Genomic DNA, 23,934 nt, shown 5'->3' on the forward strand with positions numbered 1-23,934 from the left:
AACAAAGTCATTGTTGTACATTCTATTAGAACAAACCTCAACTCAAACTAGATTCATTGTTCATATCCAGTCAAAATGATTCCATTTTTTACTATCGTGGTCAAGATTAGATGTGGAAACACCTTAAGTAATTTCTCATATAAGTAAAAAAATATGAAGTTGGTCCAATAGTAGATGTAATTTTATTCTACAGGTACCCAGATCTCCATCTCGTAGTCATCACACTTTTCTTTACCTTTATAAATAGAAGGTTTGTTCAATAAATTCAACTAATTAGTTCTTTTTTCCTTTTTTGAATAGATTTATCTATTTGTAGATTAATTTGAATCTACAAGTAGATTGTTGCATTGAATCAGCCTTAAGAACCATATTAAAAACCTTTAAATTCTTAAAGTACAGGTTTTTATTACATTGGTTTGATTACATAATATGTCCATTGTTGGTATATTGGTAAACATAGCTTTTTATTTGAGAGAAAATACTTAATAGAAAGAGGTTGAATTTTAATGAAATCGTTGAGCAACATGTTTAGTTCATCTGCTTTTAGAAAAATTGTGCCTGTATTATTTCTTTCATGTGTACCTCTTGTATGTTTATCAAACAGTATTGTTGATGCTAAAGTAACAAGACCCAAAGAACTGGGAACTGCAAATAATCATGCTTTTGCAAAGCTTGAAGAAAAATATGATGCTATTCTCGGAGTCTATGCTTTGGATACTGGTACCAACCAAACAGTAACCTATCATCCAGATGAGCGTTTTGCTTATGCATCTACTCATAAGGCTCTAGCTGTAGGAGCACTTTTACAACAGAAATCAATAGAAGACCTTAATCAAATAATTACCTATACACATGAGGATCTTGTTACTTATAGTCCGATTACAGAAAAGTATGTTGATACGGGGATGACTCTTAAAGAGCTTTCGGATGCTTCTATTAGATACAGTGACAATACTGCTGGAAACCTTATTCTTAAACAAATAGGAGGACCGACTGGATTTAAGAAAGCACTGGAGGAAATGGGTGATAGTGTTACCAATCCTGAGCGATATGAGCCAGATTTAAATGAAGTTAATCCGGGTGAAACTCATGATACAAGTACACCAAGAGCACTTGCTACTAGTCTTCAAGCCTTTACACTGGGAGATATACTCCCAACTGAAAAACGCGAACTATTAATCGATTGGATGAAGAGAAATACTACTGGCGATGCCTTAATTCGTGCTGGAGTTCCGAAAGGATGGGAAGTAGCTGATAAGACTGGAGCAGGATCATATGGTACGCGAAATGACATTGCAATCATTTGGCCACCAAAAGGAGACCCTATTGTTCTTGCTGTACTTTCCACTCGTGATCAAAAAGATGCTGATTATAACGACAAGCTTATTGCTGAAGCAACAAAAGAAGTAATTAAGGTCCTCAAAGTCAAAAATAAATAAAATATCATTAGTTTTGATCTTCATACTTTTTATTGCTAACAAGAATGAAAGGATCATACTTTGCGTACATTCGCACACAAAAAAGAAAAACCATAGGGAGAATTTAATCTTCCTATGGTTTTATTCTTATTATTTACCTGTTTGTTTATGCTTCTTTTTCTCTATCTAAGAACAAACTTCAAACGTTTTTTTCTGCATGATCCATCTGTTTCAATAGAATTGACAGCCCTTCTATGTACAATAAGGTTCTATCCTTCGGAGTCTATTATGTTAGTACAAATAAAGTTTTATAATAGTTCTTTATTCTTCTGATAAGATCGCTTTAATGAAATATAAGTGGATAGAAACTTTACTACACTAACACTTATTAACAATCCCCATATTTCTACCCATTTGTTTAGACTCGTCGGTACACCAATAAATAATAGATAGATTGTTAGAAAGATAACAATAAAACCAATCGTTTTCATGATTGTCGCTTTTAACTCTTTTTTGTAGGCTCTTTCAGTTGATATATCTGTATATTCAATACCAGATACAATATATCTGCCTGAGACATAAAAAAGGAAGATACCAATAGCTATCAGTAAGATGGTTTGTGCATCTAAATGTACAGACTTGCTGCCGATCAGCATAACAATAAGGGAAAGAAAAAGAAGGATTGCACCCTCTGAGAGAAAATATAACATCTTTTTTTCTTTGTATTCATCATCCGGTAACAAAAAGGATATCCAAGATTTCATTTCGCATCTACCTCCCAAAATAATTCATCCAACGTTTTCTGAAGTTCTTTAGCTATTGCAATACACAACTGAAGACTAGGATTAAATTCGCCCTTTTCTATAAGACCGATCGTTTGTCTAGTCACACCAACTTTTCTTGCTAATTGTTCCTGAGTGATGGAGGCATTAATTCTAGTAATTTTCACGTTATTCTTCATTTCTCACTCCACCTGCATGTTAGATATAGTTTACATATGCAATTTATATATTACATAGCATATAAACGAAAGTCAAATTTTACATCAATTAAACAAATTTACCTGATACTTAATTAAGATTATTCTTAAAAACAGCTTTCCCATGAACGCCTGTAGAAACGTTGTAGTCTCAAAAAATATTTTTCCTACGGGTTTGATGAATGAACACAAACATCCTCACCTTAACTATGAGGATGCCAGAACGCAGATAAACCCCATTTTAACCAAAGTTAAAATGAGGTTTATCTGCGTTCAAGTTTAACTATCTATAAATTGCTGTGTTAACTAATAAATTAGTGTAGTTTATGATTAATCGTATATTACGTTCTTTCCTTGTTCGGTCAAGGCTTTCAAATGAGTAAGCATTTGATGGATTTCTTGATCTGAATGCCTTTCCCATGATTTTAATTCTGCTATAATTTTCAAAGGCGATTTCGATCTATACGACCGTGTTGGGTTTCCAGGGAATTTTTTATCCGTTAAGTTCGGATCGTTTTCAAATTCACCTAAGGGTTCTACGATGTAAATTCTCTCTTTTGATTGAGATCTTGCTAATTCAGCACCCCATTTAGCAGCATCTAATGTAGCGGTGAAATAGATATAGTTAGATTTTTTGTCTTGGTAATTTGATAAGTATTGCGGTTCTAACAGATCTCCAATTTTCAGTTCTGATTTAGTACCATGAAAGAAAGGACCTTTATCTAAGACTTCTTGTTTATCATTCATCCTTAGACACCTCTAACTTTTTAAGATTTGTTTACAACAGTATATGAGTAAAACCCTAGAAAGACTAGTCTATTAATTATCTAGCATTCGAAGTATAATTAAAGTAGAAAGAATGATTTTTCATTTTTAGATGCTGATATAGTTCTTATTAGAGTATCATCTTTGCGCCCCTTCTCAGAGAAATGCACACGATTTTGAAAATAAATAAGAAAAAACATAGGAAGCATTTAATCTCCCTATGTTTTCGTTCATACTATTTATCTGTTTTGTTTTGCTTCTTTTTCAAAAAATCCGCACGTAGTTTTTCAAGATGCTTCTTTTTATCAAATCTGGCAGGCGTCTGTTTTTCATGAAACTTTGTCACAGCTACCTGACCTTTGTTATCCAATTGATATTTCCCCACTATGTTCACCTACTTTTCTTATCTTCGATGAGAATCTATTCGACAAGTATAATATAACTTAAATAAGCCTTATATGATAAGAAGATAATAGTACACGGTTACTTTTCCGTAACAACGCGTTTATATTTACTCATATTTTAATTGTTTAATAATATTTAATAAATTTTATCCAACATATTTGTCCTTATTTTTATCGTAAAAGAGAAGTTCTTTCTGAAGAAATCCACACGGTAAATTAAATGAATTTATTCATAATTTAAATGCTATAAATTTAGCAACTTCAATGCTTGAATTAGAGTGTGACTATAATCGGACCATTTTTAGTAAGGATGATCGTATGTTCTATTTGCGCTACATAGCTTTTTTCTGTGACGTAGGTCCAACCGTCTTCTTTCTGGAATACTTCTTCTTCAAAGGTTGAGATAAATGGTTCGAATGCTATAACCATTCCTTCCTTTAAAATTTCATTATCCCATGGATCATTATAGTTTAAAATATGGTCAGGTTCTTCGTGTATTCTACGTCCAACACCATGTCCTGTAAGGTTTTTGATAACAGTGAATCCATGCTGTTTCGCTGTTTCAAATACTGCTTTTCCGATTCTACTTTTTTTGGATCCCGGTTTAGCTTTCTTAAGACCTGCTTCAAATGCCTTTTTAGCAACTTCGCATATTCTCGTTTTTACTTCTTCTCCGTTTCCTACTACAAATGAGATTCCTGTATCTGCGAAGTAACCGTTCTTTGAAGCAGATACATCTATATTTACTAAGTCCCCTTCATGAATGACCCGGTTACTCGGAATACCATGTGCCACTTCTTCATTAATACTAATACAAGTATAACCAGGAAAATCATATTCCCCTTTTGGAGCTGAAACAGCACCTGCTTTTTCTAAAAGTTCTCCGGCCAGATCATCAAGTTCTTTGGTCGTAATGCCAGGAATTGTTCTTTGAACTAACTCATCTCTAATAAAGGCAATAATTTTACCAATTTCCTTTAAACCATTAAAATCTTCTTCTGTTTTTGCAATCATTTTTTCCTACCTCATTTTCTTTAATAATCCATAAACATATATGTGTTAACTGTACCCTTATTTTCACGTAAAATGATATCAATGTATACTAATTGGCACTACATCTCAGCTGAATTTTTTCTTCGTTGTTTATTTCACTTTCCTTGTCCTATTCTGTCATATGCTTCTGTAAACTGTAAACAATGGAAGCACTGATTTAAAACTGTAAATTAATTTTCTATTGTTTTTATTTTGTTTCACAAATGTAAATTGTAAACTCCCCATCTATTAAAGAATCACGTTCTATTCCAACTATGGAAATTCAATAGTTGTTGCTGCCCTGGTCCTGGTTGAGACAACGGTGCGCTCTATGATAGTTGTACCGGCAATATCCTTAAGGAAACGATTTGAACAAACGTGATTTTTGTATCGAACGGTATCCACATGGCCGACTTATCTTGTACCAAATCTGACGAGTAACTTAAAAGGTTATGCGTTGTTACACGGTACGAGTATGGCACCAGCCTAAGTAGCGGGAGTCGCAGCAGTTATAAAGGCAGAACACCCTGAGTTCTCTCCTGCTTAAGTACAAGCTCACTCAAACAAACAGCTGTAGATTTAGGTAAGAAGGGAAAAGACTCTCTTTTCGAAACTGGAGAAGCTAATATATATAACGCGACAATGCTTACTGAAGATATAACTAATAAAAATGAGACACACTAAAAGTTTAAAAAGACCAGATCAGTATATGATCTGGTCTTTAGTCTTTATCCTAAGTTGACGAACAATCAGCAAACTTTTATGGATAATCTATAAAAAGGGATACGATACCTTAATTTTAATAGAGCGAATGCTCTTTTTCGCTAAATTCGATGCAAATTACTTTTATTTACTAATATGAATCAACTTTGTAACTGTGTTAAATTATAGTTTCTCCAAGTATTTTATTAATATATAATCTGTAAGTGAAAACAGTGAATTCGGGATATAAATAACGAGTTTTTATGGAAGCAAAAAAGTCTATCTTACTTGCCTCACATTTATAAGTCCTCAAATGAATTTATAAGTCTTCAAAAAATTTTATAAGTCTTCACCAAAGTTAATAAGTCCTCAAAAATATTTATAAGTCTTCACCATATTAATATACATCAATCTTCTTGTTACCCCATGTTATAAGTCAATAATACTCCCGTCAAAAGTCTTACATTTCAATAATGCTAGGCTAGTAAAGTCAATTTTCCTTTATTCGTTATCTTACTTAGGAGTTAAAATCTTTAAAATCCAACTAGACTTTTTTAATACTTTTAAGACCGCAGGAATAATGAAGATGATCATTAGATACTTAATATACGGCTGAATTATCTGTTGAATATATACTAAATCTCTAAGAGAATCACTCATTGAATGCCCTCTCAACAGAGAGTATAGAATATATCCTCCTCCAAAAAACAACCCTATTACAAGTGGAATTATTAAAACTGTTCCTAGTAGAAATAATAGCTTTTTCCCAATCTTAAAGAGCATAAACGTACACACCTTGCCATTTTTATTTAAAGAGCTTTTTCAACTAATTGAGTTCTGTACACTCGCTTGACCATTAAGCTAATAAGAAGTGAAACCATCCCAGTGATTACGACTAATAGATAAATTTGGCTTGAAAACACATCCACTAAGTAGCCAAATATAATTTGTCCGATAGGAACAGCTGTCGTAGCCGCAGCTGTTTGTATAGACATTACTTTCCCTAGCATATCTGCAGGTGTCTTTTCCTGTATGACTGTATTTATATAAATGTTGACAACTGTCAACGCAAACATGACAAGCATGGAGCTGATGCTCACTACTAAATATTTTGCAAGGGAGTTTTCAACGATGGGACTGGTTCCAAGTGCCATTCCAAAGTAGACAGCTGCACACCCCGAAATCCATAAATATAGGTTATCACTACGAACTTTACCTTTTAAAAGTCCAATAGTCATTGCAGAAAAAACGATACTAAGTGAGATGCCTGATTGGGTAAACCCAAAATAAGTATCCGGCATGTTAAAAAGTACTTTAATCATGTAAGGCAATCCTACAAAGAACATGGGTGCAATAAACAGGCTCACAATAAATGCGATGGTAATACTTTTTAAAATGAAACGATCTTCATGTAAGATATAGGAAATTCCCTCTTTGATGTCAGTACCTGCAATTTTACGAAAGGGCTCCGACGCTCTTTTCTTAAACGGAATCTTCATAAAGAGTTCTATCATGGCTGCTACAAAAAAGAACAGAGCACTCACAATAACAATCAAATTAATACTCGTGAAGCTGTATAAAACACTAGCTACAATAGGGCCAACAAAGTTAGCAATGGAAACGACTCCCGAAACAATGCCATTACTTTTCAAGAGTAGTTCCTTAGGTACAAGTACGGGAATACTAGCCTGAACAGCAGGCTGATACATCGAGCTAATTAAAGTCAGGGCCATCAAAAGTATACCGATCGATATAATCGTTCCGTTTCCACTAAAAAGAATAATGGCAAAAACAGCAATGAGAAAACAGCTAATTAGATCTAGAATTACCATTATCCTTTGTTTATCAAATCGATCTGCAATAGCACCCCCTATTGGCGAGATAATTATTGCAGGTATGATGGAAAGGCCCATTATTGCTCCAAAAATGGTTGCAGAGTTCGTTAAGTCAAGTACATACAAAGACAAAGCAAACCGTAAAACAGACGCACCGATTATCGATATAACCTGACCGAACACCAGTATTTTAAAATCACGTTTGAAGCCTCTCATCGCTATTTCCCCAAAACACTTTTAAGGAAAACAAATAAGATCTTTAATTTCTTTTGAATTACACTTAAAAGTTCTTGTTTTGATTCATTTTCGATACTCACCTGATTCGTGATGCCTGACATATATGTTTCGATGAACAAAATGATATCCGCTGTTGGAATTGTAGGGTTGAAAATTTTAAGATTGATATGCTCCTCTAAAAATGAACAGAATTTTTCATGAAGGTATTGAAGATTTGAGACATCATTAACAATACTTTGCACCTTCTCATACCGTTCTGGATCTCTAGAGTAGAGTGCCATTAAGTTGTAGTATATTGGCCCCTTGTCCAATAGCGATTTCTGCATATAATCAGATATATACATAAGGATCATTTCAAGTTTATGCAATGGCTCATCTTCGCTTGTAAATATTGCGTTAATTTCCTCTTTCACTTCACCCTTTAGGCTTTCTTCGTTAATTATTGCCCCAAAAACTTCATCAATATTGGAAAAATACTTATACACTCCCCCTTGGCTCATACCTGCTTCTAAAACAATATCTCTCATTGATACTTCAAAGATTGGTTTACGGATGCAGACTCTTTTAGCCGCATCTAATATCTCCTTTCTTTTCATTAGAGAATGATTTTTACTTACTTTTGGCATGACTTTCAATTCCTTTCTTTACTATAATAATTTTCGATTGTTTTATGAATAAGGTCCGCGCTCTTTAAAGCACCATTTTCTGCTCTTACCTTTCCCCCTAATTCCCTTGCCTTCTCTTTAACTGCACTTGATTGAGTTAAAGTAATGGCGTCTGCCAGCTTATCAGTAGTCAATTCTTTACGCGGAATTGAACCTCCACTAACACCTAGCTCAACCATCCTTCTACCCCAAGCAAATTGGTCGTTTCCAAACGGAATGACAACCTGAGGTACACCTGAACGAAGTGCTGCAGCGGTCGTACCAGCTCCTCCATGATGTACAACTGCAGACAACTGAGGAAAAAGCCACTCGTGTGGAACACTTTTAATAAAAAGTATGTCTTCTGTATTCTCTCTTTCCTGCATGCCTGAACCCGCGTTAATGATTCCTCGTTTTCCGTTCTGCTTTAGCGCTCTTATTACCATTTCTGTAGATTCAGAAGCATGTGCCTTATCTCCCACACTTCCAAAACCAATGTATACAGGTGGCTCTCCTTCTCTCAGAAAATCCTCAACCTCTTTTGATGGTTTATATTCTGATTGATCTTCAATAAACCAATATCCAAAAGAGTAGACATGCTGCGGCCAATCAGCCGGAACAGGAAAAACACTTGGGCTCAAAGAAGTGATGGTAGGATGACTAGCTGTACGTTGTTTGGGATAGGGATTCGAAAAGCCTTTTGGTAGCTGTCCATACCTCTGAACCCAGTATTTTTTCACACCCATATTAGCCATCTTCCAAAACCCTTTTTCAAAGATGTGATGAGTTAATTTGTTAACGGTCTTACCAAGCCTTAGACGGTCATAAAAGATGATTGCGGGATATTCTTTTGTTGGTGTCATTGGAAAAGGTGAGGCAAGTATGCTTGGAATACCCATTTCTTTTGCTACAAAGTATCCAAGGGTAGCACCAGGATGGTACACAATAGCATCAGCACCCTCACATGCTTTGTGCATGTCTTCTTGTCCGCCAATCATCAACTCAGTGAGATCATCATTTTTAAAGTTTAAACTTGTAAAAAATTTAAAAGGATTATCTGCATCCTTCACAACACCACTTTCTAAAATTTTGGCTACATCACCTCGCATCGGTGCATATTCAAATCCATACCCTTCTACAAGCTGCCGGTATGATTGGGATGCGGCAATGCGTACTCGATAACCTTTCTTTTTTAGTTCTATACCTAACGCAATAAAAGGTTGCGTATCACCTCTTGTGCCGGTTGAGAGCATTGTTATCAACATAATGGTACCTCCAAAATTTTAAAAATAAAAAAACGACAGTACTGTCTTTATTAAATTAAAACATATAACTTATTATGTCAAGATTAAAAGACATATCTGTCGTTTTTATAAAATTCTTAGTGAATTCCTCAAATTCCACAGTCTCATTTTTTAGAACATCTAGTTCTCACTTTGAAAAAGTCAGTTAAGTTTTACTATAATTCCCCTGCCTTCTATGAAGTAGAGCCTCATAATTTTCACTCTTAAAATCTTACTGCTTCTTTTCACTTGGACCAATTACTTCTTTGATGAGAAGCAGAATATATTCTTTTTATATTTTCTGGTATCCAAACAAAGAAAAAAGAATTTTCAGCAACCTTAAGTTGCTTCTGTTGAACTTTTTTAAAGATTTATGTTTCAAATTATTTAAGGAGTGGTATATATCTTTGGTACTTTAATAAGGTAACGAGTAAAATTTTTATTTAATCTCATTAATAGCCCACTATTTTCAGGGCTGTTTATTTTTACCTTACAACTAGTACTTTTATACTATTTTAAAATAATATACAGGGGGATTCTTATTATGGAATTACAAAGATTATCACTGTTTCACCAATGTTTTGGTCAGGTTGAAGGAAGTGTTCAAAAGTTAGATAACGCGCCACTGAGTCAGTTGAACGCACAATCCCTTAAGTATGAGACGAAGGTTCCTCAATTAGAATACATGTGTCTGATGATGGAAAACATCGTATTAACAAAGAAACTTAAAGGTAACGTGTATGCAGGTTTTCAAAAGTTTTCTCGTACGAAGAACGTGCTCGATCGTTTCCAAGCGATGACGGAGTACTCGAATGTACATATATTTGGTGAGAACGATGCGGTGATGGATTCCACAGATGGAATTAATTACATTGAACTGCCACCCAACAGCGAGTTGATGCGTGAATGGTTTCTGATCATTGATAGTCCTACGTTTAAATCCATGATGGTCGCTTATGATATGGAAGGTTTCGGAGTACACGAGGTGGAAGAAGGCCGTAAGTTTAAAGGGGTCAAAACTTCGAGCCCACGTGTGATTGATCATGCGACAAAACTGTTAGCACCTTATATAAAAGTCGCTGTAAAAGGTTAGTTTCTAGGGTAGCCATAGGCTGCCCTTTCATTATGAATCTAAAAGGAGAAACAAATATGTCACGTATTCAAAAAATGACTTCGATCGCTATCCTAACTGCCTTTAGCATGGTTCTATACCTGTTTAAAGTACCGGTTCCCTTCTTTCCAATTTTCCTCACGCTTGATGTGAGTGATGTTCCTGCCCTCGTCGGAGCAATCATGATGGGACCTGTAGCGGGTGTTCTTATCCAGTTCTTCAAGAACGGTCTTGAATATCTTTCACACGGAAGTTATGTCGGATTACCCATTAACCAGATTGCAAACTTCGTCTCAGGGGCACTAATCGTAGGACTGATCGGTGTTTTCTATCAATACCAGAAAAAACTGAACTGGATGAGCTTTGTTGTGTCAATCAGTGTATTTTTGATCGCCATGTTTGCACTTAACTATTATTTTATCCTGCCTACCATCATGAAGCTTCTTGGACTAAATATGGATCAATATCTGAGTGCGTTCAAAAGTTCAAACCAACTTGTTAAAGACTTTGAATCTGCGGTCTTACTCGTTATCGTTCCGTTTAATCTTATCAAGATCATCATGGTGTATTTAATAGGGCTACCGTTTGCTTTTAAACTACAACGCATCCTACAAAAAAGGAGCATGGCTGTATGAAAAACATCTTGAAAAACAAGAAGAACCTTATTCTAATCGCTTCTGCTGTTCTCGTTTCTCTACTTCTTTCTCTCTATCAGTATTATGTAGACTCTTTTCTACTTTCTCTTACAGGAACCCTTATGGTTACAGCTGCTATAGCTTTAATATTCATATGGAACAAAAAGAGCACTGCTCTTAAGAGTGAGTTACAGAAAGAAGACACTTCACCTTCTTCAACGATTATCCAATCACTAGAAGAACTTCGCCACCTTGAAGCGCACAGTGAACATCTGAATGCGATAAATGTTCAGGTGAACGGATCTTCTGAGATGGTGAGCGGCCAGCTTATCGAGATGGTAGGAGATATACAAAAGCAACATGAGCTCATCACGTATTTTGGCGATCAACTCGGAAGAATCAATGGAATGATTCAAAACCTTGATGCGATCATAGAGGTTACTAACGTCACAACAAGAGATGTGACTGAGCTATCCAACGAAGGAAAACAAAAGGTAGACGATTTTAGCTTCGTGTTTTCTAAGATCATCACCATCACGAAAGAGTTTGGAGACTACAACCAAGAACTGCTGAAGAAGATGAAAAAAGTCACTGAGGCACTGAGCGCGATCGAGTACATCTCTACCCAAACGAACCTCCTCGCACTGAATGCTTCAATCGAAGCAGCACGTGCGGGAGCCCATGGTGCAGGCTTCGGTGTTGTTGCTGATGAGATCCGTAAACTATCCGTACAGGTAAAAGAGAGTGCTGAAACGATTAACGCAATTATTAGAGCTGTGAACGGAAGTATAAAGACGCAAGAACAATCGTATGAACAGAACATATCTGTCATAGAAGATGGAAAAACGAAGAGTTTACACATGATTAACATTTTTGATGGTGTAATCTCTAGTATCAATACCCTCTCTCTTCAGTCGGACGAACTCAAACAAAACTCGACAGAAGTGGAAGTTGAAAACCAACGTCTGATCGAGAGTATGCAGCACGTGTTAAAACTAACAGAACAGTTAAGTATGAAAACAGAAGGATCATCTGAGATGACGATGGAACAACAAACCCATCTGATGGAGCTTGAGATGACAGTAATGACGATGGTCGAACATATAAAATCAATCCAAGACAACTTGAAGAGTCAAATTGAACTCGAAGGAAATGTGACGTGGATCCGCCCGGGGCAATTAAAGCAGAGGCATGAGATGAAACTTGCTGAATAAAAAATGCTGAATTATCTTAGTCTTCGTTTAAAGGTGTTAAAGCTTCGTATGTTTTCATCATCGGTTACACCCCTTTTCTATCGGGGACTTTAATTTATCATAAACAGATCATGACTTTCCTAAATGCCTAGAACATGAACCCTGATGCTGTCACATCAGAGTTCCGCAGTTACGCCGCAAGAAAAATGCTGGCTCATATCGATTATATAAAAAAAGTAACCTACCCTATTAATTTTAATCTGGCCTTACGCAGGGTGGTTACTTTTTTGTGTTAGTGATAATTACTACGATTAATGTTGCAAAAGAAATCCCTCTACCTTTTCCCGCTGTCTAAACAAGTATGTGTATATTGCTAAATATATGTTCCATAAGTGTCACATACATTTTTGCTATTACTTTCTATATAGGAATTTTAGCTTTGATTAAACACCCTATCTATTAAATATCCCTATTATCACTAAAGTTGTTGTTCTCCGTATTTATATTAGAATTTAACTTTCTTAAATGAAAAAGAAATTCATTTTTGTTTTCTGGGGAAATGGCGATCGTATTGAAATTCGCATAATTAATTTCTAGTTTATCTATAGATAAAGCTGGGGCTGTAAAGGGATTTTTAGTTTCCCGAATGCTATGAATTTCACTGATCAATATCTTCCACCGAAAAGGGCCATATTGTATCTTAAGAAATTTATTATCAATTACATAGCCAGTATTGAACCAAATCCACAGTAAACCAAATCCTATTGGAAATAAGAAAACAATTTTAACCCATTGTTGTTCAAAGATTCCTGGAACCATCCATACACCAAAGTCAGAAAAGAAAATGGGAGGAACAATAAGAAAAGATGCACATAACCACAGTAGAAGTGACATCCATAAATCTTTTTTTGTTGCGAAATACATTACGTCACCTTCCTATCTTTACCATAAATACGTTCTAAATCGTCTCATAGTTTCAAATAGAATAACGAATCTAAAAGTTACATCACAACTCGCTCTCGTTTTAATAGCTTAAGCCTAATTTCTAAATATGGATTAGTGAAATTAGGCTTTTTATTTTTGTATAGGTTTTAAGGAATCCTAACCGTTCATACTTGTACGTATTTACTTTTAGGGTTCGTTGAAAACATAATTTACCTACATAAATTTTGAACAAATTTAGGTAATACAAAACTTGCATAATGTAATTCTGGTGTATAGTATTTACCGTTAATATCGCTAATTTTATCAATAGATACGTTTAAAGGATCATATACTTTCGAGCCCATCGTAAATGTCCACATACCACTTGGATAAGTAGGTATATTACAAGTGTAAAGACGTGCAATAGGGAAAATTTCTTTAGTATCATGTATCGCATTTTTAATCAAATCCGCTTTAAACCATGGATTATCTGTTTGAGCTACAAAGATACCATCCTTTTTTAACGCCTTTGCAATACCAGCATAAAATCCCTTTGTAAACATACCAGCAGCAGGTCCGACAGGCTCAGTAGAATCAACCAAAATCACATCATACCTATTTTCACTTTTAATAATATGTTCGAAACCATCTCCAATAATTAATTCAACTCTTGGATTTCCGTATTCACATGAAATGTCGAGTAAATGCTTCTTAGAATAATCTACTACTTTACCGTCGATCTCTACTTGTGTTACTTTTCCTACACTTGAGTGCTTTAATACTTCCCTGATTGTTCCTCCATCACCACCACCTACTACTAAAACATTTTTAGGAGAGGGATGTGTGAATAAAGGTACATGGGCAATCATCTCATGATAGACAAATTCGTCTTTTTCTGTTGTCATGACCATACCGTCTAATAACAACATGTTACCGAATTCTTGAGTTTCTACCATATCTAATTGTTGAAAAGTAGTTTTTTCACTTTCTAGTGTACGGTTCACTTTTCCTGTAATTCCGAATGCAGAAGTCTGTTTTTCTGTAAACCAAAATGACATTTGTTAAATTCTCCTCTTAACTTATTAGTTTTAAACCTATTGCCGCACTTAATACCATGGCCATAAATATTATTCTAGCTATGCTCTTCGATTCTCCATAAAAGAGTATTCCGACAAGTCCTGATCCAACTGTGCCGATTCCCGTCCATATAGCATAAGCTGTTCCCATTGGCAGGGTTTGCATGGCGAGACTTAAAAAGGTGAAGCTACTTCCTAATCCTAAGACAAATACGGCAAATGAAAAGGCGTTTTTATTACGTAATATTAGATTCAAGCCTGTGACACCTACAACTTCAAAGATTCCTGCACAAACAAGAAAAATCCACCCCATTAAGAAGCACCCCCTTCTTGTTTAGCATTTCCGGTTACAAGTTTAAGACCAATAACCCCAGTAAGAAGAACGATTATTAATATAATCTTTACAAGTTGAAATGGCTCTCCGAAAACAAGCATTTCAATTATTACAGTGCCTGTGGTACCAAGCCCAGTAAATACAGCATAGGCTGTTCCAACAGGAAGTTGTGAAGTAGCTTTAATTAATAGGCCAAAAGACAGAATGATAGCGATAATTGTTCCTGTCCATGTGAGTACGTCATCAGCATGTTTTAATCCCATCACCCAAAATATTTCTACTATGGAACCCAAAAATAATAAACCCCAAGCGCGATTCAATTGATTCTCTCCTTTATTACGTAATACCTTGCCAATAAATATCCCACGAACTATTTAGACGTTTCTGTAGACGATCTGGAAATCCATATAGCAGTTCAACTAGAAGTCCGTCAAATATTGTTAGGAATGACATCATTGCAGATTCAGGAGCAATATTTAAATTGTAGTCATCCTTTTTTTCTTCAAAAACTTCTAAGGACAAAGATTCTAATTCATTCACAAACCTATTAGTGCCACTCTTAATTTGCTCTTCAAATTGTAAAGGTGGAAAAAAAGAAGTTCTTATAAAAAAGCTCATATTATGATTTTTTTGATAACGTCCTAAATACTCATTAAAAAAGCTAAAGAGAATTTCCTTGAGTGATAGGGAATAATTCTCCGCGATAAATCGTTTAATAAAGTCTAACTCATTGTTAAGAGAGTCATTAAACGTACTAATAAAAAGATCTTCTTTACTTTTGAAATGTGCATAAATGGATTGTTTTTTCATACCTACTTTATCAGCTAAAACAGCAAGTGAAGCACCTTGATAACCATGTAGTGCAAATTGGATTAAAGCTACTTCTTTTAACTGATTTGACTTCATTTCATCACCCCTAACGAACGTTCGTAAGGTAAATGCTATCAGAATCCCTTTTTATTGTCAATTTGTTAATATAGTTTAGTGAAACTTAATGAATAGAGCCTGTTACAGATTTGCATTCATTTTATTTTCATAAAGTCTATCCTCTTTTGCTCCAAAAAATAGCTTTAACAAAGGTGGTGTGACAATCGTTGTTAGAATGATAACCATAATAATAGATGTGTAGTAATCTGAAGGAAATAATTTACTTTCTAAACCCATAGTAGCTAAGATTAAAGCCACTTCCCCTCTAGATATCATTCCTGCACCTATTCCCATTGATGAACGGGTGGTAAATCCTGATAATTTTGCACCGTAGCCAGATCCAATAAATTTAGATACTACTGCAATTAGTGAAAATATAAAAACGAATCCGATTTGACTATCCATACTGATAAATGACACATTTAGACCAATACTAGTGAAGAAAAAGGGAACAAAAAACCCATTCGCAAGAGGTTCGACTTTATTCTCCATTTCATTTTTAAATTTTGTTTGAGAAATAGCTACTCCAGCAAAGAAAGTGCCAATAATGCCAGCAACTCCTAAATACTCAGCAAAATAGGCAAAACAAAAGGCAACAATTAAACCCGCACTTAAAATGGTTTCAGTGACTTTAAAACTAGAAAATAGCTTAATAAATCTGGGTACCAGCCATTTAGAAGCTAAGATAATCATGGCAAAGAATAGAATCTTTTTTGTGATAAGAATTGCCAGATTTGTATTTGAATCCGCAAATACACTTAGAGCAACAGCAATTAGTATTACAACTATAACGTCATCTAACACAGCTGCTCCAAGCAAAGTAGATCCTTCCTTGCTTTTTAACCAACCGATTTCTCTTAATGTTTGGACGGATATACTTACTGATGTTGCAGATAATAATAAGCCGATAAAAATTGATTCCGCTAGTGAAAAATTATAAATTTGAGCACCCACATACCCTAACAGGATGGGTGCAATTATCCCACCGGTCGCAACAAGTAATGCTGCTTTTTTATTATCATTTAAGGTTTTCAAGTTTGTTTCTAATCCGGCTAAAAACATTAATAACAAAACACCAATTTCGCTAAACGTTTGTATGATCTCATTTTCATTTATCCATCCTAGAATGGCCGGACCGATGAGTATACCTACGAGGATTTTCCCAAGAACAGAGGGTTGACCTAATCTAATACTTATCTGACCAGCCACTTTAGTTGCTAATAAGATAAGTACAATCTGTAACGCAATCATTCCATTCCAGCTCCTATCCATAATATTGATATTTAAAAAAGAAAAGACATGGAGGGTCCAGGTTGACTGAATCCTCCATGTACTTAAAAAAATATAGTTTAAATTTTACGAACGTTCGTAAGGTAATATTATCAACAGAACATTTAGATGTCAAATAGGTAGCTAAGGTTTTAGAAATTATTACGCCGACCATAGCTCTCAAAGACTTTCCTCATTTTTTCATTAAGAAAAGCCATGAAAAAATTTACAAATCCTTTAAATCATAATGATCACATATACATTACAATAAAATAGTACAAATAGCTTATATGACAGGTGTGTATTATGATAAAAGAACTATATAAACCAGTATTTTATTTAAAATATCTAATCGATCAACAAATGAATTTGTATTTTCATTCTAAGAAATACCTTCAACTTTTGAATTTGATTGATGAAAAGCAAATACTTACATATTTTCAACCCATCCTCTGTTTAAGAACAGGCAAAACGATAGGATTTGAAATACTGAATAGACCCTTATCTACAAAAGCTTTAAAAAATGTTGAAGCATTCTATGATTTTATTGGAAAAAGTGGGCATTTATTTTGGATTGAAAAGTTCTTACGGAAAATCTCTCTAAAACGTCATTTCCATCAAGTGAAAAAAAAGCCGGAATTTAGAGATCAAATGATTTTTATTAACATTATGCCGCAAGTCTTGTCTGATCCATCATATCGAACAGGTGATACGATAGAATTATTGAATCTTTATGGTTTTTCACCTGAACAAATAGTTTTAGAGTTAACAGAAAAGGAAGCGGTAACCGATTATGATCAATTTATTAAAGCGATTGAACATTACAAAAAACAAGGCTTTCGTTTAGCAGTTGATGATACGGGTTCTGGTTATAACAGCTTAAAGACGTTAATTAAACTTAAACCTGATTTTATTAAACTTGATAAATCACTTATTAGAGGCATTCATAAAGAGGATTCACAAAAATATTTAGTAGAACTGCTCTTAGATTATGCTAGGAGTTCTGGTACACAAGTTATTGCTGAAGGAATAGAGACACAAAAGGAACTATCCATGCTTCAACAATTAAGTGTTGATTTTGGACAGGGATATCACTTAGGAAAGCCAGAGCAAGAGCTTTTTTCAGGTACGATGACCTAAGCGAGTGGAAAAATATGCTATACAATAGACGTTTAGGAGTTGAGAAAATGAATACATCAATCGGAAAAATTCTAGAAAACGCTCCTTTTGTTCATCCAGAAACGAGAGGTGCAGAGATTGACCAAATGTTTAAAGAAGATACTGAGCTCGAAGGAATCGTAGTAACTAACAGAAATATACCTATAGGATTAGTAACACGCTCCCACTTTTATCAGAAGTTAGGAACGTTGTATGGATTTAATGTATTTATTGGAAGACCCGTAAAATTGATTATGAACGTTGAACCTTTGATTGTGGACTACTCCATGCCTCTTTCTGAGGTCAGTACACTAGCTATGAAACGAAAGAAAGAGCAATTATATGATTTCGTAATCATAACAAAGAACTCTGAGTTTCTAGGTATAGTCAGTATTAAGAATTTGCTGATCCAACTTGCTGAGGTGCAATCGATGATGGCTCGGTACTTAAATCCCTTAACAGGATTACCTGGTAATAAAATGATTGATCAAAAACTTTCGGAGATTATATCCGAAATGCCATTCTCATTGTTGTATTTAGATCTCGATTTTTTTAAGACCTATAATGATACGTATGGATTTCACGAGGGAGATCGTCTCATTCAAGAAACCGCTTCAATTATAAAAGAAGCGGTCTTACACCATAAGGATTCTTTTGTGGGGCATATAGGTGGAGATGACTTTATGTGTATTTTAAACCACTACGAATATAGCGAGCTTTGCAAAAAGATAATTGCAATGTTTAATCGATCTCTACCTAGGTTTTATAAAGAGGAAGATTGGTTGCGAGGCTTTGTGCATAATGAAAACAGGAGTGGGATTAAAGAACATATACCTTTAGTTTCTTTATCCATTGCAGTAGTAACTAATGAGAAACAAAACTTCAACTCTATAAGTGAAATCATCGATATGGCTACTGTATTAAAAAAGAAATGTAAGCAGTTACAATCTAGCGCCTATATAAGCAACACCGATTTAATTAAAAATTAAAGAAGAGGGGTCAACAGAATCTTTTCTTCCTTTTGTAAAATGAAAATTTTATACAGCTTATGATTAAGTTTCATTCGGATGTTATGTGGAATCGTTAACATCCCTTTTTTTCCTATAACCCTCTTTTTAGATTGATTTTTATTTTTACTTATCATTATGTTCTCGCCATCAACCATAAATTCTACAGCTTGACCAATTTGAAGTCTAAATTCCTCTCTCCAAACAGCAGGTAGATAAAAATAGCCTTTCTCATTACTATAATTCTTATTGATTTCAATGTTCACAAGCATCACCTATATAATTTTATAGATATTATTATAAATCCTTTCCGTTGTTCTATTATTAAGCAATTGTTAAGAAAGTCTATTATTAAAACCAATATAAGAAAAACAAAAAAAATCGGCTAAAAATTTGCCTAACTTCCATTGTGGAAGTTAGACATACTTTTTAGCCTTATGAATAGATCCTATGGTCAGGTGTTGAACGTAATTGGGACTAGGAAAAATCCCTTTTATATTGAATGGCCAAATAAATGCCACATGCTAAAATGGCTAGGGAGTATTTGAACAAGAAAAATATGTTCGCCATATACTCAGTAGGAAAAATGATGTCACATAGAATAATAGTCAACAGCATAAAGTAGCTGCTCTTTAAATAAATGCTTTTTGTCCGTTCGTCCTCATTCCCCATCTTCTTATAAAACACATAAGCTAATGCAATACTAGCCATTAATAACAAAAATCCAATTCCAATGAGAATGTTCCAATTATCAGTAGACTGTTCAGCCCATGACTTTAAAGGATAAAAAGCAGCACCAGGGATATCTGAGATCGACTTAATTTCCATTTTCATCATTTCCTTTCATATAAGTAAAAACATCGTTTACATTAACCTTAAAGAAATCTGCAATTCGAAAAGCTAACAACAGAGTGGGTACATAGTTTCCCTTTTCCATTACAAAGATGGTTTGCTTGGAGACCCCGACTTTTTCTGCTAATTCTTGCTGCGACAATCTGGCAAGGACACGATATTCATAAACCTTATTTGAAATGGAATCACCAAAATCTTTCTTCACGACATCACCTCTTGAAACTAATTATAAACTAATTTATTACAAAAAGTAAAGTAAACTTATACTTTTTAATTGTATACTTTTAATTTCACTAAAAATACTTTATTCAAATACAAGTACAATAAGAAAAACCTAACGATTTAATAACATCGTTAGGTTATGGAGAAGTTGTAATCAAACACTTATTTCCTCTAAAAGTCAAACTCTTTATATTTGATTTCAAACCTGCTCTACATCATCGCTACTCATTTTAAAGTAAATAAGTATAATAATCCTGTGAATGCACAACTTTGAATCCTACTGCTTTGTATAAGCCTAGGGCGTGGTCATTTTTGGTTTCTACTTCTAGATGTACCGAATACCCAGCTGAACTTTGATCTTTAATCACTTGGCGCAGCACCTTCCTACCAATTCCTCTACCCTGATACTCTGGCAAAATGGAAAACCCATAAATCCAAGCTTCCCCATCCTTTTGTGAAACACGAATTTTCCCCACTGTTCTATCGTCGACATCAATCATCAACATATCCGTGTTTCTTTCTTTGTTAAACGAACGTTCCATCGGTTGGGCATCTTCTCTACTCATTCCGAATGCTTCTACAGAAAGACGAATCCGCATATCTAAATCATCTTCATTTGCTTGTCGAAGTGTTAAACCCTCTACTGGTTCTAAGGAACTTTGTTGCCACACCATTTGATGTTCAGAAAATGTATAATTAGCACCTATTTTATCTAGAAAAGCTTTTGCTGCATTTGATCCGGCCGGTGTATTTAATAAGATTTTTTTGTATTGGCTTTGTTTTGCTTCTTCCATTCCTTCTTGAAGCAACCGCTGAAAATGTCCCTTCCGTCGTTCACTAGGTTTCACCATGCCGCACACTTCAACTGTAGATCCAAAAGGATACATTCCTAAAAACGCGACAAGTTCGTCTTTTTCATAATGAAGAAAATCTAGTTGATGGGATTGGCGATTCTCTAGCATATTCCAGTTAAGTTTTAACTGTATATTATCATGAGTTTGACACTCGTTTTGTAGTTTTTTAATATCTTGAAGTTGTTGTTTCGTTAACATAGTTATCTCCTTTATTTTCATCTAACCTAACATTTATTAATTCAATAAAAAAGAGTACAATCCTTTTCTTAAAGAAATGCACCCTTTTTCGTAATATGTAGTAATTAAAGTTTTAGCTTTAAACCCTCGTGTGTTGGTATAAAACCCAGTCGTTCATAAAACCTCAACGCATCTGGTCTTTTCTTGTCTGTTGTCAATTGTACAATATGACACCCACGCTTTTCTGCACGTTTAATGCCCCATTTTATAAGTTCTGTACCTACACCCATACCTCTAACAGAAGCTGCAGTTCTTACTCCTTCAATCGTAGCTCTCCACCCGCCTTGATGTGTGAGATATGGTGTAAAAGTGATTTGCTGCACCCCAATCACTTCATTATCGTTACAAGCCACTACTAACTCATTATTGGGGTCAGTTGTAATAGCTTGAAATGCTTTGATGTAACTATCAGGAAGTGGATTCTCATACCGCTCACGCTTACTCCCCAACACATCGTCTGCAAGCATAGCAACAATACGATCTAAATCATTTTCGGTAGCCAATCTAAATCTTATTTCTGATTGCACTTAAAGCCCCCCTTATCAGCTCTACTACTAGCTCACCTAATAACTTAGTTCTGTAACCCTTTGTCCCGTTTCCTCAAATAGTTCTCTGACCGCACATTCTTTTGGTGTTTCACCCGCTTCTCTCTTTCCAGCTGGGAGCTCCCACTGCTGGCGCAAAGAGTTATAACACATCAGATATTTGCCTTCACTTTTGATTACAGCATATGAGCCTGAAAGTGATATCAAAAAACTCGTACCCGTTATGATTTATGAAATGGGGTTCAACTCTCATTCTTACAACTCACATATGTAATTGATTAATTCATTTGTACTCTTATTCATTGAATTTGCACCTAGTGCACTTTCGAAGAGATGAAAAGCCTTAGGATCATTCTCTTTCAGCCACTTAAAAGAAACCTTTGGTCCGAGGAACCATTCACCTTTTATTTCAAAATAGATTTCCAGACTATCTTTTAGCATCCAATGAAAACGATAGTTTCCTTCTAGATCTTTCTTAGCTGATCTCACTTGCATCTTTTTAAGCCAACTTTTCAAGAAATCTTTCTCATCCTGAGATAATGGTTTCGGCCCCTTCTCATAAGTGTTTTGAATGCTAGCTAGAAACTCTTCCGCTAGCCCTTTCTTATTGATCCAAATTTCGCCCTTATGTACACGCAGAAACGGTTCAGACTGTTTCATTTTTTCAGTAGGGTAGATCCACGCATCTAACTGCTTTCCCTCTATAAACTCAACCTCATTTGTATCCTCGGCAACGGAATCTGAAAAGCAGATGAGATCAACGTCGCTTTCTTCTGTATGATCTCCCCGACTATAGGATCCGTACAGAATGATGGTGTGGCAATCATATTTCTTCAATAGATAAGCTTCAATTTTTTTTAATTCGTTATGTGTATTCATGAATGACATCCTTTATATTCTTTGTTTTATGTATGTGTGTGCTTGAAACCAAGCTCTAAGTTTTGCTGCATAAACGGAACGTTCCTCTGGGTCACTAAGACTGCCATGGGTCAGATAAAGATTATCGTTGAAATACCGAGGGTACACATGCAGGTGATAATGCCAAACATCCTGGCTTCCACCTGGTTCATTATGCTGCCTTGTGGAGATGCCATCGCACGTGTAGCAATCTTTAAGAGCAAAAGACACTTGTTTAGCAACTCTATGAATGTGAGCGGCAATGTCGAGTGGCAGATCAAAGATATTTTCATAATGACGATTAGGGATGATGATCACATGACCTTTGTTGTTCGGCCACCATAACGTTGCGATGAGCGCCGTTACATACTCATCCTGAAAGATAATATCTTTTTGCTTACTTTGAACCAGTTTGTTGTTGGGGTCTTCAATTCCTTGAACAACTAAACAAAAAGGACACGTATAGTTCTGTGGCATATGTGTGTACATAACTACTCTCTCCTAAAGGATTATGCTAGATTTTCACTTGCAACAACTTTGTTTATAAACTTCTGAATTTCTTCTTTATATAATTGTGCTTCCTCAAGAAAAGGGTAGTGATTACTTTCGTTAAAACGAACAAAAGTAGAATGAGAAATCTCCTCTTTTATTTCCTCCGAAAACGAGATTGGACATTGAACGTCATGCACACCCCCAATAATTAATGTGGGTGTCGTTATGTTATGTAGTTGCCTCGTCACATCGAATATCATTTCTTCTCTGATAAAGAAATTCATACGAGATGCAGACATTTTTTTCGTGATCGGTAAGGAGAAGAATTCGTCATACTTCTCTGGCTTATGTATGGACAGCTTTGTTCGTTCTTTAGTGATGGTAGCCCTTTCGTCAGATGTGAGATCTGAATTCTTTAGCGTTTCAATGAGATGCTGCATATAATCAAACTTCGGGTGTTCCTCATGATAAATACACGTGGGAGAAGAATTCGCATATTTTCTCGCAGCTGATCCAACGATTATTAAAGACGATAGGGATGAAGAAAAGTGGATGCCGTACAGCAATCCGATCATGCCACCAGTTGAGTGTCCAGCGTACGTCCAGACAGAGAAACCCAACGTTTCTCGAATAGCTTCTAAATCATATACCGCGTCAAACATGCTCAACTCGTGTGGATGAATAGCTTTAGATGAATTACCCGCTTCTTTCAGGTTAACGAGATATACCTGATAACGATCGGTAAAAGAATCCGCAAAATAATCACCAGAATCGTTAAACTCTGAATAGTGATGAGTCACGCAAATCGGCTGTCCCTCACCTTTAATAAACACTTCAAAAATTCCTCTAGATGTATGTAATAATTTCGTATTCCACTTAGACATTTCCTAACTCCTTGCTTT

The 23,934-nt window shown here is 35.2% G+C and carries 29 protein-coding genes; 6 read left to right on the forward strand and 23 right to left on the reverse strand.

The genetic code is table 11. From position 1 onward, the window contains the following. Positions 1–524: 524 nt before the first annotated feature. Positions 525–1,439: a class A beta-lactamase gene (gene bla, locus I5J82_RS08145; protein WP_408610411.1), complete on the forward strand. Its 915-nt coding sequence runs from the start codon at positions 525–527 to the stop codon at positions 1,437–1,439. A 287-nt stretch (positions 1,440–1,726) separates the two neighbouring features. On the opposite strand, the gene I5J82_RS08150 is transcribed toward bla, so the two are convergent. The 8 genes from I5J82_RS08150 to I5J82_RS08185 all read right to left on the reverse strand — a co-directional run bounded on the left by I5J82_RS08150 (position 1,727) and on the right by I5J82_RS08185 (position 9,281). Next, positions 1,727–2,182 carry a DUF3278 domain-containing protein gene (locus I5J82_RS08150; protein WP_198767435.1) on the reverse strand — a complete coding sequence of 152 codons (456 nt, stop codon included), beginning with the start codon at positions 2,180–2,182 and terminating at the stop codon, positions 1,727–1,729. Next, a complete protein-coding gene (locus I5J82_RS08155) occupies positions 2,179–2,379 on the reverse strand; it encodes a helix-turn-helix transcriptional regulator (RefSeq protein WP_198767436.1) in 201 nt (66 codons plus the stop codon). The genes I5J82_RS08150 and I5J82_RS08155 overlap by 4 nt, the downstream gene beginning before the upstream one ends. 348 nt (positions 2,380–2,727) lie before the next feature. Beyond that, positions 2,728–3,144, reverse strand: coding sequence for an NAD(+)--rifampin ADP-ribosyltransferase (gene arr, locus I5J82_RS08160; RefSeq protein WP_198767437.1), 417 nt, complete (start codon positions 3,142–3,144; stop codon positions 2,728–2,730). Positions 3,145–3,397: 253 nt separating this feature from the next. Next, positions 3,398–3,547, reverse strand: coding sequence for a hypothetical protein (locus I5J82_RS08165; RefSeq protein WP_198767438.1), 150 nt, complete (start codon positions 3,545–3,547; stop codon positions 3,398–3,400). Positions 3,548–3,839: 292 nt separating this feature from the next. After that, on the reverse strand, positions 3,840–4,580 hold the full coding sequence (gene map / locus I5J82_RS08170; protein ID WP_198767439.1) for a type I methionyl aminopeptidase: 741 nt from the start codon (positions 4,578–4,580) through the stop codon (positions 3,840–3,842). A 1,529-nt stretch (positions 4,581–6,109) separates the two neighbouring features. Then, the gene (locus I5J82_RS08175; RefSeq protein ID WP_198767440.1) at positions 6,110–7,351 is read right to left on the reverse strand and encodes an MFS transporter; all 1,242 of its coding nucleotides are present in this window, start codon (positions 7,349–7,351) and stop codon (positions 6,110–6,112) included. A gap of 2 nt (positions 7,352–7,353) precedes the next feature. Continuing rightward, positions 7,354–7,998 (reverse strand): TetR/AcrR family transcriptional regulator, encoded by a 645-nt coding sequence (locus I5J82_RS08180; RefSeq protein ID WP_198767441.1) that lies wholly within the window; start codon positions 7,996–7,998, stop codon positions 7,354–7,356. A gap of 5 nt (positions 7,999–8,003) precedes the next feature. Next, a complete protein-coding gene (locus I5J82_RS08185) occupies positions 8,004–9,281 on the reverse strand; it encodes a glycosyltransferase (RefSeq protein ID WP_198767442.1) in 1,278 nt (425 codons plus the stop codon). Positions 9,282–9,843: 562 nt separating this feature from the next. On the opposite strand from I5J82_RS08185, the gene I5J82_RS08190 reads away from it, so the two are divergent. From I5J82_RS08190 to I5J82_RS08200, 3 genes are read left to right on the forward strand one after another with little or no spacing between them, the layout of a single operon-like run. Then, a complete protein-coding gene (locus tag I5J82_RS08190) occupies positions 9,844–10,392 on the forward strand; it encodes a DICT sensory domain-containing protein (RefSeq protein ID WP_198767443.1) in 549 nt (182 codons plus the stop codon). A gap of 56 nt (positions 10,393–10,448) precedes the next feature. After that, positions 10,449–11,045: an ECF transporter S component gene (locus tag I5J82_RS08195; RefSeq protein WP_233096430.1), complete on the forward strand. Its 597-nt coding sequence runs from the start codon at positions 10,449–10,451 to the stop codon at positions 11,043–11,045. Further along, complete coding sequence (locus I5J82_RS08200) at positions 11,042–12,259, forward strand: methyl-accepting chemotaxis protein (protein WP_198767444.1); 1,218 nt, start codon at positions 11,042–11,044, stop codon at positions 12,257–12,259. The genes I5J82_RS08195 and I5J82_RS08200 overlap by 4 nt, the downstream gene beginning before the upstream one ends. Positions 12,260–12,697: 438 nt before the next feature. Here the strand turns inward: I5J82_RS08200 and I5J82_RS08205 are convergent, their stop codons facing one another. The 6 genes from I5J82_RS08205 to I5J82_RS08230 all read right to left on the reverse strand — a co-directional run bounded on the left by I5J82_RS08205 (position 12,698) and on the right by I5J82_RS08230 (position 16,750). After that, the gene (locus tag I5J82_RS08205) at positions 12,698–13,162 is read right to left on the reverse strand and encodes a PH domain-containing protein (protein WP_198767445.1); all 465 of its coding nucleotides are present in this window, start codon (positions 13,160–13,162) and stop codon (positions 12,698–12,700) included. Between the two features lie 230 nt (positions 13,163–13,392). Next, the gene (gene speE / locus I5J82_RS08210) at positions 13,393–14,220 is read right to left on the reverse strand and encodes a polyamine aminopropyltransferase (RefSeq protein WP_198767446.1); all 828 of its coding nucleotides are present in this window, start codon (positions 14,218–14,220) and stop codon (positions 13,393–13,395) included. Positions 14,221–14,236: 16 nt separating this feature from the next. Beyond that, complete coding sequence (locus I5J82_RS08215; protein ID WP_198767447.1) at positions 14,237–14,551, reverse strand: DMT family transporter; 315 nt, start codon at positions 14,549–14,551, stop codon at positions 14,237–14,239. After that, the gene (locus I5J82_RS08220; RefSeq protein ID WP_198767448.1) at positions 14,551–14,892 is read right to left on the reverse strand and encodes a DMT family transporter; all 342 of its coding nucleotides are present in this window, start codon (positions 14,890–14,892) and stop codon (positions 14,551–14,553) included. Before I5J82_RS08220 ends, I5J82_RS08215 begins: the two co-directional genes overlap by 1 nt. 16 nt (positions 14,893–14,908) lie before the next feature. After that, on the reverse strand, positions 14,909–15,478 hold the full coding sequence (locus I5J82_RS08225; RefSeq protein ID WP_198767449.1) for a TetR/AcrR family transcriptional regulator: 570 nt from the start codon (positions 15,476–15,478) through the stop codon (positions 14,909–14,911). Between the two features lie 102 nt (positions 15,479–15,580). Next, positions 15,581–16,750 carry a cation:proton antiporter gene (locus tag I5J82_RS08230; protein ID WP_198767450.1) on the reverse strand — a complete coding sequence of 390 codons (1,170 nt, stop codon included), beginning with the start codon at positions 16,748–16,750 and terminating at the stop codon, positions 15,581–15,583. A gap of 324 nt (positions 16,751–17,074) precedes the next feature. On the opposite strand from I5J82_RS08230, the gene I5J82_RS08235 reads away from it, so the two are divergent. After that, positions 17,075–17,908 (forward strand): EAL domain-containing protein, encoded by an 834-nt coding sequence (locus I5J82_RS08235; protein ID WP_233096431.1) that lies wholly within the window; start codon positions 17,075–17,077, stop codon positions 17,906–17,908. 47 nt (positions 17,909–17,955) lie between these two features. Beyond that, positions 17,956–18,915: a GGDEF domain-containing protein gene (locus I5J82_RS08240; protein ID WP_198767451.1), complete on the forward strand. Its 960-nt coding sequence runs from the start codon at positions 17,956–17,958 to the stop codon at positions 18,913–18,915. On the opposite strand, the gene I5J82_RS08245 is transcribed toward I5J82_RS08240, so the two are convergent. From I5J82_RS08245 to I5J82_RS08285, 9 genes are all read right to left on the reverse strand, one after another. After that, positions 18,912–19,199 carry an AbrB/MazE/SpoVT family DNA-binding domain-containing protein gene (locus tag I5J82_RS08245; protein WP_198767452.1) on the reverse strand — a complete coding sequence of 96 codons (288 nt, stop codon included), beginning with the start codon at positions 19,197–19,199 and terminating at the stop codon, positions 18,912–18,914. The two genes, I5J82_RS08240 and I5J82_RS08245, sit on opposite strands and share 4 nt — an antisense overlap. Before the next feature lie 211 nt (positions 19,200–19,410). Beyond that, positions 19,411–19,761 (reverse strand): DUF2178 domain-containing protein, encoded by a 351-nt coding sequence (locus tag I5J82_RS08250; RefSeq protein WP_198767453.1) that lies wholly within the window; start codon positions 19,759–19,761, stop codon positions 19,411–19,413. Further along, positions 19,751–19,990, reverse strand: coding sequence for a helix-turn-helix transcriptional regulator (locus tag I5J82_RS08255; RefSeq protein ID WP_198767454.1), 240 nt, complete (start codon positions 19,988–19,990; stop codon positions 19,751–19,753). Before I5J82_RS08255 ends, I5J82_RS08250 begins: the two co-directional genes overlap by 11 nt. 247 nt (positions 19,991–20,237) lie before the next feature. Continuing rightward, positions 20,238–21,059, reverse strand: coding sequence for a GNAT family N-acetyltransferase (locus I5J82_RS08260; RefSeq protein WP_198767455.1), 822 nt, complete (start codon positions 21,057–21,059; stop codon positions 20,238–20,240). Between the two features lie 104 nt (positions 21,060–21,163). Next, entirely contained in the window at positions 21,164–21,565 is a 402-nt protein-coding gene (locus I5J82_RS08265; protein ID WP_233096595.1) for a GNAT family N-acetyltransferase, read from the reverse strand. A gap of 96 nt (positions 21,566–21,661) precedes the next feature. Continuing rightward, the gene (locus I5J82_RS08270) at positions 21,662–21,850 is read right to left on the reverse strand and encodes an NUDIX hydrolase (RefSeq protein WP_332873643.1); all 189 of its coding nucleotides are present in this window, start codon (positions 21,848–21,850) and stop codon (positions 21,662–21,664) included. 48 nt (positions 21,851–21,898) lie between these two features. Next, the gene (locus tag I5J82_RS08275) at positions 21,899–22,522 is read right to left on the reverse strand and encodes a nucleotidyltransferase domain-containing protein (protein ID WP_198767457.1); all 624 of its coding nucleotides are present in this window, start codon (positions 22,520–22,522) and stop codon (positions 21,899–21,901) included. A 12-nt stretch (positions 22,523–22,534) separates the two neighbouring features. Continuing rightward, positions 22,535–23,029 carry an HIT family protein gene (locus I5J82_RS08280; RefSeq protein WP_198767458.1) on the reverse strand — a complete coding sequence of 165 codons (495 nt, stop codon included), beginning with the start codon at positions 23,027–23,029 and terminating at the stop codon, positions 22,535–22,537. Positions 23,030–23,049: 20 nt separating this feature from the next. Then, positions 23,050–23,916 (reverse strand): alpha/beta fold hydrolase, encoded by an 867-nt coding sequence (locus tag I5J82_RS08285; protein WP_198767459.1) that lies wholly within the window; start codon positions 23,914–23,916, stop codon positions 23,050–23,052. Positions 23,917–23,934 lie beyond the last annotated feature (18 nt).

Source organism: Fictibacillus halophilus, assembly GCF_016401385.1.
Taxonomy (GTDB): Bacteria; Bacillota; Bacilli; order Bacillales; family Fictibacillaceae; genus Fictibacillus; species Fictibacillus halophilus.

Coding starts and splice junctions, on each gene's coding strand:
- I5J82_RS08195 (WP_233096430.1), top strand. CDS start 10,449: ATGTCACGTATTCAAAAAATGACTTCGATCGCTATCCTAACTGCCTTT.
- I5J82_RS08225 (WP_198767449.1), bottom strand. CDS start 15,478: ATGAAGTCAAATCAGTTAAAAGAAGTAGCTTTAATCCAATTTGCACTA.
- I5J82_RS08185 (WP_198767442.1), bottom strand. CDS start 9,281: ATGTTGATAACAATGCTCTCAACCGGCACAAGAGGTGATACGCAACCT.
- I5J82_RS08240 (WP_198767451.1), top strand. CDS start 17,956: ATGAATACATCAATCGGAAAAATTCTAGAAAACGCTCCTTTTGTTCAT.
- I5J82_RS08280 (WP_198767458.1), bottom strand. CDS start 23,029: ATGTACACACATATGCCACAGAACTATACGTGTCCTTTTTGTTTAGTT.
- I5J82_RS08260 (WP_198767455.1), bottom strand. CDS start 21,059: ATGTTAACGAAACAACAACTTCAAGATATTAAAAAACTACAAAACGAG.
- I5J82_RS08275 (WP_198767457.1), bottom strand. CDS start 22,522: ATGAATACACATAACGAATTAAAAAAAATTGAAGCTTATCTATTGAAG.
- I5J82_RS08190 (WP_198767443.1), top strand. CDS start 9,844: ATGGAATTACAAAGATTATCACTGTTTCACCAATGTTTTGGTCAGGTT.
- I5J82_RS08230 (WP_198767450.1), bottom strand. CDS start 16,750: ATGATTGCGTTACAGATTGTACTTATCTTATTAGCAACTAAAGTGGCT.
- I5J82_RS08285 (WP_198767459.1), bottom strand. CDS start 23,916: ATGTCTAAGTGGAATACGAAATTATTACATACATCTAGAGGAATTTTT.
- I5J82_RS08265 (WP_233096595.1), bottom strand. CDS start 21,565: ATGCTTGCAGACGATGTGTTGGGGAGTAAGCGTGAGCGGTATGAGAAT.
- bla (WP_408610411.1), top strand. CDS start 525: ATGTTTAGTTCATCTGCTTTTAGAAAAATTGTGCCTGTATTATTTCTT.
- I5J82_RS08175 (WP_198767440.1), bottom strand. CDS start 7,351: ATGAGAGGCTTCAAACGTGATTTTAAAATACTGGTGTTCGGTCAGGTT.
- I5J82_RS08180 (WP_198767441.1), bottom strand. CDS start 7,998: ATGCCAAAAGTAAGTAAAAATCATTCTCTAATGAAAAGAAAGGAGATA.
- I5J82_RS08200 (WP_198767444.1), top strand. CDS start 11,042: ATGAAAAACATCTTGAAAAACAAGAAGAACCTTATTCTAATCGCTTCT.
- map (WP_198767439.1), bottom strand. CDS start 4,580: ATGATTGCAAAAACAGAAGAAGATTTTAATGGTTTAAAGGAAATTGGT.
- arr (WP_198767437.1), bottom strand. CDS start 3,144: ATGAATGATAAACAAGAAGTCTTAGATAAAGGTCCTTTCTTTCATGGT.
- I5J82_RS08235 (WP_233096431.1), top strand. CDS start 17,075: ATGATAAAAGAACTATATAAACCAGTATTTTATTTAAAATATCTAATC.
- I5J82_RS08250 (WP_198767453.1), bottom strand. CDS start 19,761: ATGGAAATTAAGTCGATCTCAGATATCCCTGGTGCTGCTTTTTATCCT.
- I5J82_RS08215 (WP_198767447.1), bottom strand. CDS start 14,551: ATGGGGTGGATTTTTCTTGTTTGTGCAGGAATCTTTGAAGTTGTAGGT.
- I5J82_RS08150 (WP_198767435.1), bottom strand. CDS start 2,182: ATGAAATCTTGGATATCCTTTTTGTTACCGGATGATGAATACAAAGAA.
- speE (WP_198767446.1), bottom strand. CDS start 14,220: ATGTCATTTTGGTTTACAGAAAAACAGACTTCTGCATTCGGAATTACA.
- I5J82_RS08155 (WP_198767436.1), bottom strand. CDS start 2,379: ATGAAGAATAACGTGAAAATTACTAGAATTAATGCCTCCATCACTCAG.
- I5J82_RS08205 (WP_198767445.1), bottom strand. CDS start 13,162: ATGTATTTCGCAACAAAAAAAGATTTATGGATGTCACTTCTACTGTGG.